The 18913-nt window shown below is 32.3% G+C and carries 21 protein-coding genes and 1 pseudogene; all 22 read left to right on the top strand.

Annotation, left to right across the window (positions count from 1 at the left end; translation table 11 throughout):
• Positions 1-35 precede the first annotated feature (35 nt).
• The 22 genes and pseudogenes from FDN13_RS06565 (at position 36) to wecB (ending at position 18899) form a co-directional block, all read left to right on the top strand.
• Positions 36-1199, top strand: coding sequence for an amidase domain-containing protein (locus FDN13_RS06565; RefSeq protein WP_243120276.1), 1164 nt, complete (start codon positions 36-38; stop codon positions 1197-1199).
• A gap of 133 nt (positions 1200-1332) precedes the next feature.
• Positions 1333-2040 (top strand): GntR family transcriptional regulator, encoded by a 708-nt coding sequence (locus FDN13_RS06560; protein WP_138979476.1) that lies wholly within the window; start codon positions 1333-1335, stop codon positions 2038-2040.
• 24 nt (positions 2041-2064) lie between these two features.
• The gene (gene nagB / locus FDN13_RS06555; RefSeq protein WP_138979475.1) at positions 2065-2811 is read left to right on the top strand and encodes a glucosamine-6-phosphate deaminase; all 747 of its coding nucleotides are present in this window, start codon (positions 2065-2067) and stop codon (positions 2809-2811) included.
• 226 nt (positions 2812-3037) lie between these two features.
• Entirely contained in the window at positions 3038-3946 is a 909-nt protein-coding gene (locus tag FDN13_RS06550; RefSeq protein ID WP_138979474.1) for a transposase, read from the top strand.
• A 272-nt stretch (positions 3947-4218) separates the two neighbouring features.
• Positions 4219-6225: a methyl-accepting chemotaxis protein gene (locus FDN13_RS06545; RefSeq protein WP_138979473.1), complete on the top strand. Its 2007-nt coding sequence runs from the start codon at positions 4219-4221 to the stop codon at positions 6223-6225.
• 553 nt (positions 6226-6778) lie between these two features.
• Positions 6779-7390, top strand: a complete 612-nt coding sequence (locus FDN13_RS06540; protein ID WP_138979472.1) for a thymidine kinase — start codon at positions 6779-6781, stop codon at positions 7388-7390.
• Between the two features lie 4 nt (positions 7391-7394).
• On the top strand, positions 7395-7604 hold the full coding sequence (locus tag FDN13_RS06535; protein WP_138979471.1) for a DUF3006 domain-containing protein: 210 nt from the start codon (positions 7395-7397) through the stop codon (positions 7602-7604).
• A gap of 32 nt (positions 7605-7636) precedes the next feature.
• Positions 7637-8572 (top strand): DUF1385 domain-containing protein, encoded by a 936-nt coding sequence (locus FDN13_RS06530; protein ID WP_138979470.1) that lies wholly within the window; start codon positions 7637-7639, stop codon positions 8570-8572.
• Positions 8559-9407 carry a peptide chain release factor N(5)-glutamine methyltransferase gene (gene prmC / locus FDN13_RS06525; protein WP_138979469.1) on the top strand — a complete coding sequence of 283 codons (849 nt, stop codon included), beginning with the start codon at positions 8559-8561 and terminating at the stop codon, positions 9405-9407. The genes FDN13_RS06530 and prmC overlap by 14 nt, the downstream gene beginning before the upstream one ends.
• A gap of 1 nt (position 9408) precedes the next feature.
• Positions 9409-9954 carry a chromate transporter gene (locus FDN13_RS06520; protein ID WP_138979468.1) on the top strand — a complete coding sequence of 182 codons (546 nt, stop codon included), beginning with the start codon at positions 9409-9411 and terminating at the stop codon, positions 9952-9954.
• Positions 9941-10459 carry a chromate transporter gene (locus FDN13_RS06515; protein ID WP_138979467.1) on the top strand — a complete coding sequence of 173 codons (519 nt, stop codon included), beginning with the start codon at positions 9941-9943 and terminating at the stop codon, positions 10457-10459. Before FDN13_RS06520 ends, FDN13_RS06515 begins: the two co-directional genes overlap by 14 nt.
• 84 nt (positions 10460-10543) lie before the next feature.
• Positions 10544-11605, top strand: coding sequence for a peptide chain release factor 1 (gene prfA / locus FDN13_RS06510; RefSeq protein ID WP_138979466.1), 1062 nt, complete (start codon positions 10544-10546; stop codon positions 11603-11605).
• Between the two features lie 34 nt (positions 11606-11639).
• On the top strand, positions 11640-12014 hold the full coding sequence (locus FDN13_RS06505; protein WP_138979465.1) for a hypothetical protein: 375 nt from the start codon (positions 11640-11642) through the stop codon (positions 12012-12014).
• A gap of 9 nt (positions 12015-12023) precedes the next feature.
• Positions 12024-12638 carry a hypothetical protein gene (locus FDN13_RS06500; RefSeq protein ID WP_138979464.1) on the top strand — a complete coding sequence of 205 codons (615 nt, stop codon included), beginning with the start codon at positions 12024-12026 and terminating at the stop codon, positions 12636-12638.
• A 59-nt stretch (positions 12639-12697) separates the two neighbouring features.
• The gene (locus tag FDN13_RS06495; protein ID WP_138979463.1) at positions 12698-13429 is read left to right on the top strand and encodes a ZIP family metal transporter; all 732 of its coding nucleotides are present in this window, start codon (positions 12698-12700) and stop codon (positions 13427-13429) included.
• Between the two features lie 24 nt (positions 13430-13453).
• Positions 13454-14497 (top strand): L-threonylcarbamoyladenylate synthase, encoded by a 1044-nt coding sequence (locus tag FDN13_RS06490; protein WP_138979462.1) that lies wholly within the window; start codon positions 13454-13456, stop codon positions 14495-14497.
• Positions 14498-14506: 9 nt separating this feature from the next.
• On the top strand, positions 14507-14962 hold the full coding sequence (locus FDN13_RS06485; protein ID WP_138979461.1) for a low molecular weight protein arginine phosphatase: 456 nt from the start codon (positions 14507-14509) through the stop codon (positions 14960-14962).
• Positions 14963-15061: 99 nt separating this feature from the next.
• Positions 15062-15487: pseudogene (gene rpiB / locus FDN13_RS14365) on the top strand (ribose 5-phosphate isomerase B); the annotation flags it as partial.
• Between the two features lie 36 nt (positions 15488-15523).
• Positions 15524-16156, top strand: coding sequence for a uracil phosphoribosyltransferase (gene upp / locus FDN13_RS06480; protein WP_243120294.1), 633 nt, complete (start codon positions 15524-15526; stop codon positions 16154-16156).
• Positions 16157-16164: 8 nt separating this feature from the next.
• Positions 16165-16602, top strand: coding sequence for a deoxycytidylate deaminase (locus FDN13_RS06475; protein WP_138979459.1), 438 nt, complete (start codon positions 16165-16167; stop codon positions 16600-16602).
• A 90-nt stretch (positions 16603-16692) separates the two neighbouring features.
• The gene (locus FDN13_RS06470; RefSeq protein ID WP_138979458.1) at positions 16693-17724 is read left to right on the top strand and encodes a glycosyltransferase family 4 protein; all 1032 of its coding nucleotides are present in this window, start codon (positions 16693-16695) and stop codon (positions 17722-17724) included.
• A 14-nt stretch (positions 17725-17738) separates the two neighbouring features.
• Positions 17739-18899 (top strand): non-hydrolyzing UDP-N-acetylglucosamine 2-epimerase, encoded by a 1161-nt coding sequence (wecB, locus tag FDN13_RS06465; RefSeq protein WP_138979457.1) that lies wholly within the window; start codon positions 17739-17741, stop codon positions 18897-18899.
• The last annotated feature ends 14 nt before the right edge of the window (positions 18900-18913 follow it).

The raw sequence follows: 18913 nt of genomic DNA, 5'->3' as shown, positions 1-18913 counted from the left end.
AATTGTATTAGTGATTTTGTTGTGGAGGTTAGGTTGTGCCGGTATTAAAAAGTAAAACTATTTATTTTTTAATGTTTTTACTTATAACAGCACTGTTTAATATATATCATTATTTTCCAGATACTTTTGTACTCTCAATGAATTATCCTAAAGAGATAGAATCAGAAGTTACTAAAATGTATAATACAAGAAATTATGCACTTTTAAATGGGGACATAAAAGCTCTTATAGGGTTGTTTGATACTAATCAAAAATATGGACAATGGGCAATGGAACATGAGGTAAAGAGGGTAAAATATTTGAAGGATTGGGCTAAGGAGAGGGGGATAAAATTCATTAATATAGAATCAAAGATACGAATAAAAAGAATTTATGAGGTTAAAGATAAAATAAAACTTTCAATTGATGAGCTCAGCAGGTTTGATTATATTTATAGTGATGATGAAAATTCACATATTAATTCCTTTGGAATAGGGCTTAAACATTATTTAACACTTATTAAGGACAAAGGTAAATATGTTATATATAATGACTGGTATACTGATTGTTTTCAAGATGCAATGCAAAGATATTCTGGAGAGATTAACGATTATGAGGATATACAGTCAAGTACACAAACTGAAACTTTAACAGAAGCTATAGAATATAAAGTTTCTTATAATAGAAAAAAAGCAGTAGAGTATGCAGATAAATATTGTGGTGCTGCCTGGGGAAGTGATAACGAGTTTAAATATAATAAAAAATATAGTGACTATAATGGCCTTGGAGGAGATTGTACAAACTTTGTATCACAAGTCATTGGAGATGAAGAGGGGGGAGGACTTTTAAAGGATAAAATTTGGTTTTGTAGTAGCTCTAAAGGTGGAAGATGCTTTGGAAGCAAGGCTTGGGTAAATGCAGGAGCTTTTAAAGATTATATTATATATAGTGGGAAAGGTAGAATTATTAAAAAAGGTACTTATAAGGATTTAACAAAGCCAATAGAAGGATATAAAGGAGCTATTTATAAACTTGAGGCAGGAGATCTTATATGTTATGAAAAAAAGGGAAAGGCAGATCATTTTGCAGTGATTACATCCTTTGATAGCCATGGATATCCCCTTGTAAATTCCCATACAACAGATAGGTATCATGTACCTTGGGATCTTGGGTGGGGAGATAAGGATGTAAAGTTTATTTTAATTCATATAAATGGATAGGGCTTAAAAGCCCTTAAAAATTTTTTTTGGTGTGGTATATACCAATATTTCAAAATGGTATATACATATTTTAAATATTGTGATATAATAAATATAGAAAAACTTACTAATTGATGAAGGTAGAGGGTTGATCATGTCAATAAATAAAGAAGAGCCAGCTTATGTTAAAATCCAAAATGATATAATGGAGAGAATTAAAAAAGGAGAGCTTAAGATAGGAGAAAGGCTTGAAAGCGAAAGGGATATGGCTGTTAAATATAACCTTAGCAGAATGACTGTAAGGCAGGCAATAGGAAGCCTTGTAAATCAAGGAGTTTTAGAAAGAAGGAAGGGAATTGGAACTTATGTATGCTCTCCGAAAATTACTCAAAATAATATAATGAGTTTTACGGAAATAGTTATAAAATCAGGACTAAAATCTAAAACAGAAGTTTTGAATTTTAGAAAGTGTGATAAAGAGGAGATGTCTATACCAGAATTTAAGAATGACTGCTTATATGAAATTCAAAGAAGAAGAAAAATTGAAAATGAGGTTGTAGGTATTGAAAGCGTGTATATACCCTTTAAGTATATAGAAAATATAAAAATACAAGATTTGGAAAACTCTCTTTTTAATTATCTTAAAGAACAGGGACAAAATATTAAATTTTCATCTGCAAGTATACAGTCAATACTTATGACAACGTTACACCATAAGCTTTTTGAAACGGATAGAGTTCTTCCACTACTTATGGTTGAAAGTAAGTATTTTAATGAAAAAAATGAGCTTATATTTATAGAAAACTCAATTTATAACTGCCAGGTGTATAAGCTAAACATTAATATTAACAATGATTTTTAGATATTTAAAGGGGGAGAGGTTAATATGAAGATAACAGTTGTTGATGATTATCATAAAATGAGTGAAGTTGCAGCAAGAATGATTGTAAGCCAAATAAATGAAAAACCAGATTCTGTTCTTGGGCTTGCAACAGGATCAACTCCTATAGGAATGTATAAAAAACTTATAGATTATTATAAAAATGGTGAGGTTGATTTTTCAAATGTAATTACCTTTAATCTTGATGAATATGTAGGGCTTTCAAAACAAGATCCACAAAGTTATATATATTTTATGTATGATAATCTTTTTAGCCATATAAACATAAATAAGGAAAGTATATATATACCAAATGGCACGGCTGAAGACTTAGAACAGGAATGTAAAAGATATGATGTATTATTAGAAAGATTTGGGCCTATTGATATACAAATATTGGGTATAGGTGTGAATGGTCACATAGGATTTAATGAACCATCTAAAGATCTTGTATTAAGAACTCATGTTGCTTATTTGTCTGAAGAAACTAGAAAGGCAAATGCAAGGTTCTTTGATGATATTAGTAAAGTTCCAACAAGAGCCATAACTATGGGAATTTCGGATATAATGAGAGCAGAGAAGATAATACTTCTTGCAAGTGGCAAAAGCAAAGCACCAATAGTAAAGCGTATGCTTGAAACAGGAATCAGCACATATATACCAGCTTCCATACTAAAGCTCCACAAGAATGTTGAGATAATAGCAGATAAAGATGCAGCATCTTTTGTTGAAAAGAGGAATTGTATAGCTTGAGGCTTGAGGGACGGTTACTTATTTTCTATATATCTATGCCAATTCAATGAAGATTTCTTTTCTAGGTTTATTGGTGGCCTCTCGAGATATTTTCCGGTTTTTTGTTTTCTGGTTTTCTGGGACGGTTACTCATTTTAGCTACATTCACACCAATTCTATGAATAAACAAACCTCCAACTTGGAAAAATAATACTAAAAATATATTCCAAGTTGGAGGTGTTTTTTTATGCCAAGAATGGCAAGGCAAAAAAGCTATGACTCTATTTATCATGTTATGGTTAAAAGTATATCCGAAGTTCCCCTCTATAAAGATGATAAAGATAAGATAAAATACCTTGACTACATGAAAAAAGCCCAAGAACAGTTCGAATTTAGAGTTTATTCCTATTGCCTTATGGATAATCATGCTCATTTTATTATAGATGCAAACGGTGCAGATATCTCAAAAATAATGCACTTTATAAACTATAAATATGCCATGTATTTTAATAAAAGGTATGAAAGAAGTGGCCATCTCTTTCAAGACAGGTTCAAAAGCTTAATCGTAAAGGATGATAGATACCTCTTTGCCTTAACAGCCTACGTTCACTTTAACGCAACAGACCTAAAAGGCTACGATAAAAATCCACAGGATTATCGCTTTTCATCTTTAGGCATATTCTTAGGGCAAAAGACAGATGAATTTGAGCTTATAGATGACAAATTTATATTATCCATGTTTAGCCTAAAGGAAGCTACAGCAAGGGCTATATACAAAGACTTTGTATTTAAAGTAAAAAGTATTGTTGATGCGCAAAGGGAAGAGTTTAAGAAAGAAGGAACAGAGTATAGGAGCATGAGAACAATCCTTGTAAGGGATCTATCCCCTGATAAAATAATAGAATTAATATCACAAAAATTCAACGTAGATAAGCTAATGCTAAGGATAAAGCGGGCAAAGGAGGCAAAGGAAGCGAAGGCAATACTATGCTTTGTGTTAAGAAAGTTTTGTGATTTAAGATGTGCCGATATATGCAGGATACTTGGGAATATGGGGCAATCTAACGTTTCAAAGCTATGTTCCCTTGGGAGGGAGCTTGTAAAGGAAGAGAAATATAAAAATATAGTAAATGATATATTAGTGTCGCTAATGTAGAATAATATTATTTTTATTAGAAGTCAATTGAATGAAAAGAAAAATAAATGGTATTGAAGTAAGAATATGTTATATAAGTGGACAAGCTATGATAAAGTTATTAATTATTCTTAAATCTTATAAAAAAATAGTAAAAAAATTTATTTAAAGGTTAGATTTTTAATTTTAATTAATTATAGAAAAATTAAGTAACCGTCCCAAAGGGTACCAAAGGGTTAAGTTTTTTTGTCGAAGAACGATAAATATAGTAAAACTGGAGGTGGGGATAAAAGATGACTATGAGGAGAAAAATAACAATATTGATACTAACGATTTTTGTTTCAGCTATGATTTTAATGGGTGTAACTACAAATTATAAGGTTAAAGAAAACATTAATGGTAGAATAAAGGATGAGATGTTAAATATTTCTAATTCAGAAGCTGAAAAGATAGATGTTCTTATTGAAAAGGAGATATCTGAGCTTCATGGATTAGCAGAATCAAACGATGTTATAAATTTTCTTTTGGGGCAAGGGGATGCCGAATCAATTAATAAAATATTTGATAGACACGCAAAAAGTGTTGATAATATAGCAGGAATTTTCTTAGTAGATAAAAATGGAACTGATGTTGCGGGTAATGATAGAACGCTTATAGGAAAAAGTTTTAAGGATAGACAATATACTTCTGATACATTTAATAATAAAAAACCAATTGTTAGTGAAGTTTTAGCCTCAAAAGTAACAGGAGAGCCTATTGTTATGATTACTTATCCAGTAATAATAGATGGAGACGTAAAAGGATTTGTTTCATGTGCAGTAAAATGTAGCAGTCTTTCAAAATTTGTTAAAGATGAAGGTGTTGCAGGTTTAAAATCAGGCTATACATACATTGTGGATGAAAAAGGAAATATAGTTTATCATAAGGATAAAGAAAAAATAGGAAAACCAGTTGAAAATGATGTTATAAAAGGAATAGTAGAAAAAACAAAATCAGGTCAAAAAGTATCAATGGATGTAGTTAGTTATAATTACAAAGGTGTAGATAAAATAGCTGCCTATAGTTTTACAAAGACAACAGGATGGATTGTTGTTACTGCTGCAGATAAAAGTGAGATAGTGGCACCAATTAATAAAATAATATATTTATTGCTTTCTATTTTTGGATTTATTGGTATTATAGCTGGTTTATTAGCATATTTCTTTGTTGATAAGTTTACAAAGCCACTTAAAAGAATAGTAAAATTAATAGATGAAACTTCAAATTTTGAACTAAATAATAAAGAAGAATATGATGAGCTTTTAAAATACAAAGGAGAAGTTGGGCATATTGCAAATTCAGTAGCAAATCTTAGAAAGCAGATAAGGGATATAGTAGAAAAAATACTTGAAATTTCAGATACAATAGAAATGAATGCTAATAATGTGAATAGCACTGTTGATTCTTTAAAATTTGAAGCAGATGAAACTATGGCTACAACTCAACAGATAGCAGCTGGAATGGAAGAAACATCAGCTTCAACAGAGGAAGTTACTGCAACTTCTGATGCGATACTTTCAAATGTTGAGCAAATAAAGCAGAAAATTGAGAAGGTAGCACAACATGTAAATGAAATAAAAGAAGGTGCAGAATTAATAGAAAATGGAACAAAAGATTCCAAAGATAATGCACTTAAAGTATATCAAAAAGTAAAAGATGACTTAGAAAAAGCTATTGAAGATTCAAAACAGGTAAAGAAAATAAATGAATTAGCAGATGCTATAATTGGTATTACGAATCAAACAAACCTTCTTGCACTTAATGCGGCAATTGAGGCAGCAAGGGCAGGAGAAGCAGGGCGAGGCTTTGCAGTTGTTGCAGATGAAGTTAGGAAACTTGCCGAGGAATCTTCTAAAATAGCAGAAGATATACAAAAAGTAGTTGAAGTTGTTAACAATTCGGTTAAAAATCTTGCAGACGGTGGAAGTGAGATACTTGATTTTATTGAAAACAATGTAATATATGATTATAATGCTTTTATAGAACTTGCAGGTCAATATAATACTGATTCTGATACTATTGCAAACTATATGGAAGAAATTAGAGTTCAGATTGTAGAAGCAACAAAATCAGTATCAGATATAGTTAAGGCTATTGGGGATGTAGCAAGGATTGTAAACGAAGGAGCTATTGGAACAGAAAATATTGCAAATAAAACGCAAAATGTTGTAAACGAGATAGAAAAAGTTAGTAAGATATCCCATGAAAACCTTGAAGGTGCAAATAAACTTAAAGAGGCCCTGAATGTAATTAAATTATAGCTGAATTAAACAAGGCTTTTAGAAGTGATGAAGCCCATCATTTTTAAAAGCCTTTTTTAATTGTATAGTTGATAGTTTAAATCTGATTTTAATATAGAAAATATTTATTTAATTATAATTAATAAGTAACTGTCCCCAAATATTCCAGAATTTTAGTTGATTAATTATAGATAATAAGTAACAGGTCATGACTAAAAGTAGCCACAACGACGGCATGAAAAAGTTTTAGGCTTGTCAAAGGCAACAGCAGGGACGGTTAATTATTATATTAAATAATAGATAAAATATTTTATGCATGTACCCCTAATTTTGCAGATATTGTATATAAAATAAGTAACTGTCCCTTGGCTTGTAACCGTCCCTTGGCTTGTACAGCAAATTTTAATGTGCTATTTTTCGGAACTCTCCCAGGCACCAAGGATGGAGAAAACTTTTTCACACTAACCGTCCCTAGATTTTATCCGAATTTTAAACAAAAAATTTTTATTGGACTGTTGGGCTTTAAAGGTATAGAATAATATTAAGTTTAATACAAATTCTAAGGGGGATTTATATGAGCAAGCTCTATTTTAGATATGGTGCAATGAACTGTGGAAAATCAACAAACCTTCTTCAGGTTGCTTACAACTATGAAGAAAGAGGAATGAGGGTTATAATTATAAAGCCAAAGACTGATACTAAGGGTGGAAATAAGGTTGTTTCAAGGCTTGGGGTTACGAGGGAAGTTGATTTGTATCTTGATTATTATGAAGATATATATGAAATAGTTGATAAATGGATTAAGGATAAAGGAAAGGTTGATTGCATATTAGTTGATGAGGTACAGTTTTTTAAAAGAGATCAAATAGATCAGCTTTTTTCAATAGCTGTTAAGATGGATATACCAGTTATATGCTATGGGCTTAGGACTGATTTTCAGATGAAAGGATTTGAGGGAAGTGAAAGGCTTCTCTTGCTTGCGCATAGCATTGAGGAGCTTAAAACTATATGTAAATGTGGCAAAAAAGCACTTTTAAATGGAAGAAAGATAAATGGTCAATTTGTATTTGAAGGAAAACAAATAGCAATAGATAAAGAAGACAATATAGAGTATGAGTCTTTATGTCCAAAGTGCTATTTTAATCATAAAGAAGAATACGAAGCTAAAAAATCTCAAAAGAGGTGAAAGTATGAAGGCTGTTATAGACAGGTTTGAGGGGGAATTTGCTGTTGCAGTAAATTTGAATGGAGAAGTATTTAATATTAATATTGAAAAGCTTCCAAAAGATGCAAAAGAGGGAGATGTTATAATAATAAATGGTAAAATAGCTATAGATAAAGAAGAAACCGAAAGATTAAGAAAAAGGAGTCAGAAGTATTTAGAATTATGGGAGGACTAACTTTTTAAATGTTAAGAAGGTAGGGTGATATAATGCCTAAAAAGACAGATATTGGGGGTCAAGCTGTTATTGAGGGAGTTATGATGAGAGGAAAGGATAAAATAGCAGTTGCAATAAGAAGGCCAGATGGGGAAATTGAGGTTAAAGTTGAAGATAGCATACCTATTGCAAAGAAAAATAAGATATTTTCTCTCCCAATAATAAGAGGGGCTGTATCTCTTTTTGACTCTCTTGCAGCAGGGCTGAAAACATTAAGCTATTCTGCATCGTTTTATGAAGAAGAGGAAAGTTCCTTCGATAGATTTATGAAAAAAATCTTTGGCGATAGAGCAGATAGCATTTTGATGGGTATTACTATGTTAATATCCTTTGCAATAGCTATAGGGCTTTTTTTCATACTTCCAACATATACTGCAAGTTTAGTAAAAAAAATTAATGGCAATTCAATTATAATAAACTTTTTAGAAGGGATAATAAGGCTTGTATTATTCTTTGCATATCTTTATTTTATTAGTAATATGGAAGATATACAAAGGGTATTTCAATATCATGGAGCAGAACATAAAAGTATATATTGTTATGAAAATGAGCTTGAATTAACACCTGAAAATGCTGAAAAATTTTCGACTCTTCACCCAAGATGCGGAACCAACTTTTTGCTTATAGTTATGGTTGTAAGCATATTTATATTTAGCTTTCTGGGCTGGCCTAATTTATATTACAGGATATTATCAAGAATTATACTTCTTCCGCTTGTTGCAGGAATATCTTATGAGATATTAAAGTATTTTGGAAGATCCGACAGCAAACTTATAAAAATATTTATAAAACCTGGGCTTTTGCTCCAGAAGATGACAACAAGAGAACCTGACAGATCTCAGCTTGAGGTTGCAATTAAGGCTCTTAAGGCAGTAATTTATGATGATAATTTACAAAAGGGGAATGATGAAATAAGTGAAGGTATATGAAGCTTTAAACCTTGCAAAAAGAATGCTTGATAATTCAAGTACGCCTCAGCTTGATGCTGAGGTTCTATTAAGCAATCTATTAGAAAAAGACAGAGTATATTTATATATAAATAGGGATAAGGAACTTTCAGAGGATGTATTAAACAAATTCCTATCAAAGATTGAAAGAAGAAAAAAAGGTGAACCAGTAAGCTATATAACAGGGTATAAGGAGTTTATGTCCCTAAATTTTAAGGTTAAAGAAGGAGTATTAATCCCAAGGCCTGATACTGAAATACTGGTAGAAAAAGTTTTAGAGAATGTAAAAGATATAAAATCTCCAATAATAGTTGATGTAGGGTGTGGAAGTGGGGCAATTTCAGTTAGCATTGCAAGATACAAAAAGGATGCTATAGTTTATGCCCTTGATATAATGGATATACCCCTTGAAGTAACAAAAGAAAATTCAAAATTAAATGGAGTTGAAGAGAAAGTTATTGTTTTAAAGTCAGATATATTAAAAGGTCTTAGCAAAGAACTATATGGTAAGGTTGATGTTATAGTTTCAAATCCTCCATATATTAGAGGCGAAGTAATACCTAATCTTATGGAAGATGTTAAAAATTACGAGCCTTATGAGGCTCTTTATGGAGGAGAGGATGGACTTTATTTTTATAAAAATATTACAAAGGAGTCTATGCCCTTTTTAAAAGATAATGGCTTTATAGCTTACGAGATAGGTCATGACCAAGGATATGATGTTCAAAACATTCTAAAGAACAGTGGATTTTATAAAACTTTATGTTTTAAGGATTTAGCAGGGCATGATAGAGCTGTTTTAGGATGGAGGATGTGATATGCTTTTAGATTTATTTTATGTATTTGCAAAGATAGGTGCTTTTACATTAGGGGGAGGATATGCTATGGTCCCCCTGATTCAGTCTGAGGTCGTTGATAAGAAAAGGTGGATAGAAAAAGATGAGTTTATTGACATACTTGCAGTTTCACAATCAACTCCAGGAGCTTTAGCTATTAACATGGCAACTTTTATAGGATATAGAAAAAAGGGGGTCTTAGGTTCAGTCTTTGCAACATTAGGATGTGTTGCACCCTCCTTTTTTTCAATACTCATTATAGCTATTTTCTTTACAAGATTTATGGGCCTCAAAATAGTAGAAAGAGCATTTTGTGGCATACGTCCAGCTGTTGCAGCCCTTATTTCTTTTTCTGTATATAAAATCGGAAAGAGTAGTAATATAAAATCATACTGGTATGTTATTACATTAGCTGCTTTTGTCCTTACTTTCTTTATAAAAATTGATCCTATACTTATAATATTATTTTCAGCAGTGACAGGGATTATAGTTTCAAGGGTAAGGGGGAATAAGGATGCTAATAATTAAGCTTTTTATTATATTTGCAAAGATAGGAGCTTTTTCTATAGGAGGAGGCTATGCAATGCTTCCCTTTATTCAAAGGGAGATAATTGATAAAAACCATTACTTAAATCTAAAAGAGTTTTCAGATATACTTGCAATATCCCAAATGACTCCAGGGCCTATTGCAATAAACTCTGCAACTTTTGTAGGCTATAAAATTTCAGGATTTATAGGGAGTGTAGCTGCAACCTTAGGAATAGTATTGCCTTCTTTTTTGATGATAATTTTAATTGCAACTTTTTTTGTAAAGTTTTATGACAAAAAAGAAGTTAAAGCTGCTTTTTTAGGTATTAGGCCTGCGGTTTTAGGATTGCTATTGGCAGCAGCCTATTCGGTTACTAAAAGTAATGTACTAGATTTAAAAAGTCTTTTTATCTTTATATTTTCCTTTGGAATATTGTTTATAAAGAAGATGGATCCTATATTAGTTCTTATAATTTCAGCAGTTCTTGGAATAATTTTTTATTGATACCAAAACATTTCTTGTTCATTGATTAAGTATTATGCTATAATATAAAATTGTGAAACTATAGAGGTAAAGTGGGGAATTAATATGCTTGATAAATTAGATTTTATAGAAGGAAAATATGATGAGCTTTCAAAGAAAATAAGTGATCCTGAAGTTATTTCAGATCCTCAGCTATTTCAAAAATATTGTAAGGAACATAACTCCCTTGAAGAGATAGTTATGGCCTATAGGGAGTATAAGAATGTTATAAAAAGAATAGAAGAGGATAAGGAGCTTTTAAACGATAAAGAAATGAAGGAGCTTGTTGAAGAGGAACTTAAGGAGCTTGAAGAAGCTAAAGTTAAACTTGAAGGTGAACTTAAAGTTCTACTGCTGCCTAAGGATCCTAACGATGAAAAGAACGTATTTATTGAAATTAGAGGAGGCACAGGAGGAGAAGAGGCAGCTCTCTTTGCAGGGGATTTATTTAGAATGTATACAAGGTATGCAGAACGACACAACTGGAAGGTTGAAATAATGTCTTCAAATCCAACGGATCTTGGTGGCTTTAAGGAAGTAATATTTATGGTAAAGGGTAAAGGAGCCTATAGCAGACTAAAGTATGAAAGTGGAGTTCACAGAGTTCAAAGGGTTCCAGAAACTGAAGCAGGAGGAAGAATTCATACTTCAGCTTCAACTGTTGCTGTTCTTCCAGAAGCTGAGGACGTTGAGATTGAAATAAATCCAAATGATTTAAGAATAGACGTTTACAGAGCATCTGGTCATGGAGGTCAGTGTGTTAACACTACTGACTCGGCTGTTAGAATTACCCATATTCCAACAGGACTTGTTGTTACATGCCAGGATGAAAAATCCCAGCTTAAGAATAAGGAAAAGGCTATGAAGGTTTTAAAGGCAAGACTTTATGAGATGGAAATGGAAAAACAAAGGGCTGAAATAGCACAGGAGAGAAAAAGCCAGGTTGGTAGTGGTGACAGAAGTGAGAGAATTAGAACATACAATTTTCCACAGGGAAGGGTAACAGACCATAGAATAGGCCTTACCCTATACAGGCTTGAAGCTTTCCTTGACGGGGATATGGACGAGGTAATAGATGCACTAATTACAGCAGATCAGGCAGAAAAATTAAAAGAATTAGGAGAATAACACCACGTTTAGTGGTGTTTTTTTGGAGGTAATTATGAAAAGTTATAGGTTAAAAAACTCTATTTATCTTATCTTCCCAGCCATGGTTTCTACTGTTATTATTTTTTATATGATTTTTATGTATAAAAAAAGCTTTTTATGGGTTAATATTGTAAATATTGGATTTGATGTTATAATACTTCTATACTATCTTTTCAAATTTTGCTATAAAATATCAAGAGATAAGGAAAATATTTATTTTTATACGTTTTTAAAGAATTATAAAATACCAGTAAAAGAATACGAAGGCGCTATTTACACCTCAATAATAATAAAAATTAACACAATGACTAAAAGCTTTTATATATTAAACGTTAAAAAGGACCGATATATTATAAAGGAGATATTAGGAGATGGAAGTATAAAATGAGGTGAAAGGATGAAGATAAAAAAGCAGCTTAAAAAGGAAGAAACCAAAAGGAAAAGGGATATAGCAATATCAGCATCTATTGGAGTTTTAATGCCATATATGGTTTATGTGTTAAATGGGGAAGGAATATTTATAGGTTGGGAGGTTTATTTTGCTTACATTTACGCAGCCTTTGTTGATTTATTAGTTATAATTAACATTATAAGAAGCCTATCCGATAATAAGTTCGAATTTGCAATAAATAACCAAAAAATTAAAATAAAAGATTCTCTTTTTGCATCTCCTATTGGAATAAATACAAATAAGATAGTGTATGTTGATGTATCAAGTAGGCCTCAAGGGGATTTTGAGATTTTAATTATAATGGATAAAGGCAAAAAAAGCAGGGGTTTCTTTGAATTTGATAGCAGCTTTATAAAGATGAAGAGTGTTTACAAGAAAGCCTATAAATATCTTCATGAAACTTATCCAAATAAAAAATTTTACTGCCTAATGGTTAAAAAGGGCGGATGCAAAAAATACCAAATGCTTTATATGTTATATAAAAATTGCTATAACGCCGTTTTTTCTCCTGATGCTATTGAGTATATAAAAACTTTTATCGAAGAATATAATTTAGGGTAATATATATATGCTTCCCAAAATAAATTTAAAAGAGATATAAATTTTGGGGAGATGGAAAATTGAATAATATTTTATATGTAACATTTATTGCAACGTTTATTTGTGGCGTTGGAACAGGGCTTGGGGCTGTTTTGGTTACTCTTTTTAAAAAATCAAGTACTCTGTTAATGTCTATGATAATGGGTATTGCAGGGGGCATTATGCTTTCTGTTGTAACCTTTGATCTTATTCCAGAGGCTATACTTATGGGAGGAATGAATACAACTCTTGTTGGAATATTTATAGGAGTGACATTTGTTGTTATACTTGATTTAACTCTTCCTAATAGTCATATTATGAAAAAGTACGGCAGCACAGTTAAAACTGCTCTACTTTTAGGACTTGGACTTGCAGCCCATAACTTTCCAGAGGGCCTTGCAATAGGTTCTGGGTTTATGGGAGGAAAAACCCTTGGTATTAAGCTTGCAATTGTTATAGGCCTTCATGATATACCAGAAGGTGCTGCAGTTGCATCACCTCTTTTAAAGAGCAGGCTGTCAAGGATTAAGATTATACTCTTAACGGCTTTAACAGCTCTTCCAACATCAATTGGTGCTTATGTAGGTGCTTTTTTAGGAGAAATATCAAAAACGTTTATAACTATTTGCCTTGGATTTGCAGGAGGTACAATGCTTTATATAGTTTGTGGAGAACTTATACCAGAGAGTAAGGATTTGTTTAAAGGAGTGTTTTCTACATTATCAATTATAGTAGGAGTTGTAATTGGCATACTAATTACAATGACGATGTAATTATTTTTAACATTGGAGGAAAAAATGGAAACAAAGGTTTATTATATAGATGAGAAGGATGATAAAAAAATAAAAGAAGCTTCAAGAATAATAAAAGCTGGTGGAACGGTAGTATTTCCAACAGAAACTGTTTATGGACTTGGGGCAAACGCTCTTGATGAAGATGCATGTAAAAAAATATTTTTAGCAAAGGGAAGGCCCCAAGATAATCCTCTTATTGTTCATGTTGCCGATTTTGATATTTCAAAGTATGTAAAGTATATACCTGAAAAAGCTAAAATTCTTATGGAAAACTTTTGGCCAGGACCTCTTACAATTATAATGCCAAAATCTGATACAATTCCTTATATGGTAACAGCAGGGCTTGAAAATGTGGCCATAAGAATGCCTTTAAATAAAATTGCAAGAAAGCTTATATCCTATAGTGGCGTTCCTATTGCAGCACCAAGTGCAAACATATCAGGAAGGCCAAGCCCCACAACTATCGAACATTGCATAGAGGATTTAAATGGAAAGGTCGATATGATAATAGGGGGAGAAAAGTGTGAAGTAGGTCTTGAATCTACGGTAGTAGATGTAAGCGATGGAGAAGTTATAATACTAAGGCCTGGAGCCATAACAAAGGAGATGATGGAAGAGGTTATTGGAAATGTTTTTATAGATCCTGCAGTACTTGATAAGCTAAAGGATGATGAAAAGCCAAGAGCACCAGGCATGAAATATAGGCATTATGCACCATCGGCTCCACTTACTATTGTTTGTGGGGATATAAATAGAGTAATAGAATATATAAACAGTAAAACTCTTGAAAATAACATGAAAGGTATTAAGACAGGAATTTTAGCAACAGATGAAACTGTGAATGAATATAAAGGTAGTTTAAAAATTTCACTTGGAAGCAGGAAAAAACCTGGCATTATTGCTGCAAATTTATTTGATTGTTTAAGAGAATTTGATAAAATAGATGTAGATATTATATATGCAGAAGGTTTTGGCGAAGAAGGGATTAATCTTGCTATAATGAATAGGCTAAAAAAAGCTGCTGGATATAATATAGTTAAAGTTTAGGAGGAAATTATGAAGCTGCTTTTTGTATGCACAGGAAACACATGTAGAAGCTGTATGGCTGAGGCAATAGCTAAAAGTGAGGCTGAAAAGTTAAATATAGATATTGAAATATCTTCAGCTGGGGTTCATGCCTTTAAAGGGGATGGTGCATCAAAAAATGCTGTTATTGTTATGCAAGAGATGGGGATTGATTTATCCTGTCATATTGCAAGACCTGTTACAAAGCAGATTATAGAAGATAGCGATTTAATTCTTACAATGACAAATTCCCATAAGGATATGCTTTTATCGATCTTCCCTTCATCTGAAGGGAAAGTATTTACAATTATGGAATACGCAGGATTGGATGGAGATGTAGTTGATCCCTTTGGAGGAGATGTTGAAATTTATAGAAACTGTGCCAAGCAGCTTAAGTATTTAATTGATAGAATATTGGATAAAATAAGGAAAGATAGGGCACTTTAAGTGTCTTAACTTTCCTTTTTTGTTGTTAAAAAAGGATATTGTTAATATTAAAAGCTTAATGTAAAATATTTTTTTGAGTGCATAAGGAGGGATATAATTATGAAACTTGCTATAGGGTGTGACCATGGAGGATATGAATTAAAACAAGCTATTTTAAGACATCTATCAGGTAGGGGCATTGAATATAAGGATTTTGGATGCTTTTCATTAGATTCCTGCGACTATCCTGATTTTGCATTAGCAGTAGCACAATCAATAGTATCTGGAGAATGTCAAAGAGGAATATTAATATGCAGTACAGGCATAGGAATTTCAATTGCAGCAAATAAAGTCCCAGGAATTAAAGCTGCTCACTGCACAGATGCTTATAGTGCAAAAATGACAAGAAAACACAACAATGCAAACGTATTGGCGATAGGAGGAAAAATCACTGGTGAGGCTATTGCCATTGAAATGGTTGATGCTTTTATTGACACTGAATTTGAAGGTGGAAGGCATGCAAGAAGGGTTGGGAAAATAGATGATATTGAAAAGAAATACTTATTAAGGAGGAATATAGAAGTGGACGAGAAAGTAACTGTTATCAGCCATCCACTTATTCAGCATAAGCTTGCGATAATAAGGGATAAAAATACAGGTTCAAAGGATTTTAGGGAACTCCTATCTGAAGTTGCTATGCTCATGTGCTATGAGGTTACAAGAAATTTTCAGCTTGAGGATGTTGAAATTGAAACTCCTATATGTAAAATGACTGCAAAGATGTTGACAGGTAAGAAGGTTGCAATAGTTCCGATACTAAGAGCGGGACTTGGAATGGTTGATGGTATGTTAAAGCTTATACCTGCAGCAAAAGTTGGTCATATAGGATTATACAGGGATCCTGAAACATTAAAACCTGTTGAATATTACTGTAAACTTCCTTTGGATATTGAAGAAAGAGAAGTTATTATAACTGATCCAATGCTTGCAACAGGAGGTTCTGCTGTTGATGCAATAACATTATTAAAGGAAAAGGGAGCTAAAAATATAAAGCTTATGTGCTTAATTTCTGCACCAGAGGGAATAAAGGCTGTTAGGGAAATGCATCCTGACGTTGAAATATTCGTTGCTCATATAGATGAAAAGCTTAATGATCATGGATATATAGTTCCCGGTCTTGGTGATGCAGGAGATAGAATATTTGGTACAAAGTAGGTGGTATAATGAGACCATCTTGGGATGAATATTTTATGGAAATTGCAGAACTTGTAAAAAAAAGGTCAACATGCTTAAGAAGGCAAGTTGGAGCTGTAATAGTAAAGGATAATAGAATTTTAACAACAGGATATAATGGTGTTCCTCCCAAAATGAAACATTGTGAGGAGATAGGCTGTTTAAGGCAAAAGCTTAATGTTCCTTCAGGAGAAAGGCATGAGCTTTGTAGAGCACTTCATGCAGAACAAAATGCAATCATTCAGGCAGCAAAATATGGAATATCCGTTGAAGATTCTACTATTTATGTTACAGCCCAGCCCTGTGTTATATGTGCCAAAATACTTATAGCATCGGGAATAAAAAGAATAGTATTTAAAGGTGATTATCCTGATGAGCTCTCTCAAAGTATGCTTAATGAGTCAGGAATTAAGATTGAAAAGCTGTGATATCACAGCTTTTTTTATAAAATGAAGATGTAAATGTAGTTTTTATATGATAAAATTAGTTTGTATAGTTTTTACCAAGGATGTGAAAAGATGATAAGGTACGGGGGAATATTTATTTTGTCAGCTCTCCTCTCCTTTTTAATTACTCCATTAGTTAAAAAGTTTGCGATAAATATAAATGCTATTGATGTTCCAAAGGATGATAGAAGGATTCACAAGACTCCTATACCAAGGATGGGAGGACTTGCAATATTTTTATCCTTTGTGATTTCAGCCCTTTGTTTTTCAAGGTTTAATAAAAGTGTTATAGGTATTGTTTTAGGAAGTTTACTTTTAGTAATCGGAGGAATGATTGATGATATAAGACCTGTAAAGCCATTGCAAAAGTTAGCCTTTCAAGTTTTAGCAGCTTTTTTACTTATAGCCTTTGGAATTAACGTAAGCTGTATTACGGTTCCCTTTTTACCTGGAGATGGATATATCTATATAGGATATTTTGGAATACCTATAACTATATTATGGGTTGTTGGAATCACTAATGCAATTAATCTTATTGATGGGCTTGACGGATTAGCTTGTGGTATATGCTTTATATCTTCTCTTACTTTGTTTGGGGTTTCATTAATAAGTGGTAGATATATTGCGGTTTTACTTACAGCAGCTCTTGCTGGAAGTTGCATTGGTTTTTTGCCATATAACTTTAATCCTGCAAAAATATTCATGGGAGACACAGGTTCTCAGTTTTTAGGATTTGCCCTTGCTGCAATATCTATACAAGGGGCTATTAAATCTGCAGCAGCAGTTGTTGTTGCAGTTCCAATTTTAGCTCTTGGTATTCCTATATATGATACATTGTTTGCTATGATAAGAAGAAAAATAAATAATAAGCCTATTATGGAGGCAGATAGAGGGCATTTACATCATAGACTTCTTGATATGGGCTTTAGTCAAAGACAAGTTGTATTTATAATGTATTCGATAAGTGTTATACTTGGTACTACTGCTCTACTTGCTATGATGCTTACTGCAAAAAAATCCTTTGCTCTTTTGATTGTAGTATGTTCAATAACCCTTGCTTTTGGAATTGAAATAGGACTTTTTAGCAGAAAAAGTAAGAATTGATGTGAGGTGATAATGTGGATAAAATAAAGGTTATGACTGTTTTTGGAACAAGGCCTGAAGCTATAAAGATGGCTCCACTTATTAAAAAGCTTGAAGAAAATGAATATATTGATTCCATAGTATGTGTTACGGCACAGCACAGGCAGATGCTTGATCAGGTTCTTGAATATTTTAAAATAAAGCCTGATTTTGATCTTAATATAATGCAAGAGAAGCAAACACTTTCTGGAATAACAAATAAGGTTCTTGAAAGGCTCGAAGATATAATAATAAAAGTAAAGCCTGATATAATGCTTGTTCATGGTGATACAACCACAACCTTTGCAGGAAGCCTTGCAGCGTTTTATAACAAGGTTAAAGTTGGCCATGTTGAAGCTGGGCTTAGAACTTTTAATAAATATTTTCCTTATCCTGAAGAGATGAATAGAAAACTTACAGGAGCCTTGGCAGATTTGCATTTTGCACCAACTCTAAAGGCAAAACAAAACCTTTTGAGGGAAGGAATTAATGAAGAAGATATTTTTATAACTGGGAATACTGTTATAGATGCAATGGAATCAACTGTAAAGAAAGATTATGTATTTGAAACTAAAAAACTTAATAAAATAGATTATAATAATAAAAAAGTTATAATGATGACTGCTCACAGAAGGGAAAACTGGGGTAAGCCACTTGAAAATATTTGTAGCGCAGTTAAAGAAATAGCAGAAAGGTTTAAGGATGTAGAATTCATATATCTTGTCCATCTAAATCCTGTTGTTAAAGATACTGTTTATGGTATACTTGGAAATGTAAATAATGTACATCTTTTACCTCCTCTTGATACAAAAGAAACCCATAATCTTATGAATAAATGCCATTTTGTATTAACTGATTCAGGAGGACTCCAAGAGGAAGCACCCCATCTTGGCAAACCTGTTTTAGTGCTAAGAGATGTAACGGAGCGCCCTGAAGCTGTTGAAGCTGGAACAGTAAAAGTTATAGGTACACAAAAGGATGACATTATAAGAGAAATTTCTATTCTTTTATCAGATGAAAATGCTTATAATAAAATGGCATATTCTATAAATCCTTATGGAGATGGAAAAGCCTCTGAAAGAATTGTAGAGGCAATACTTTATCATTATGGAATAATAAATCAAAAGCCACAGGATTTTTATCCTTTAAAGAAGTAAGCGTAAGTTTACTT

The organism is Caloramator sp. E03 (genome assembly GCF_006016075.1).
Classification (GTDB): Bacteria; Bacillota; Clostridia; order Clostridiales; family Caloramatoraceae; genus Caloramator_B.
This window is presented reverse-complemented; position numbering and strand designations above follow the sequence as displayed.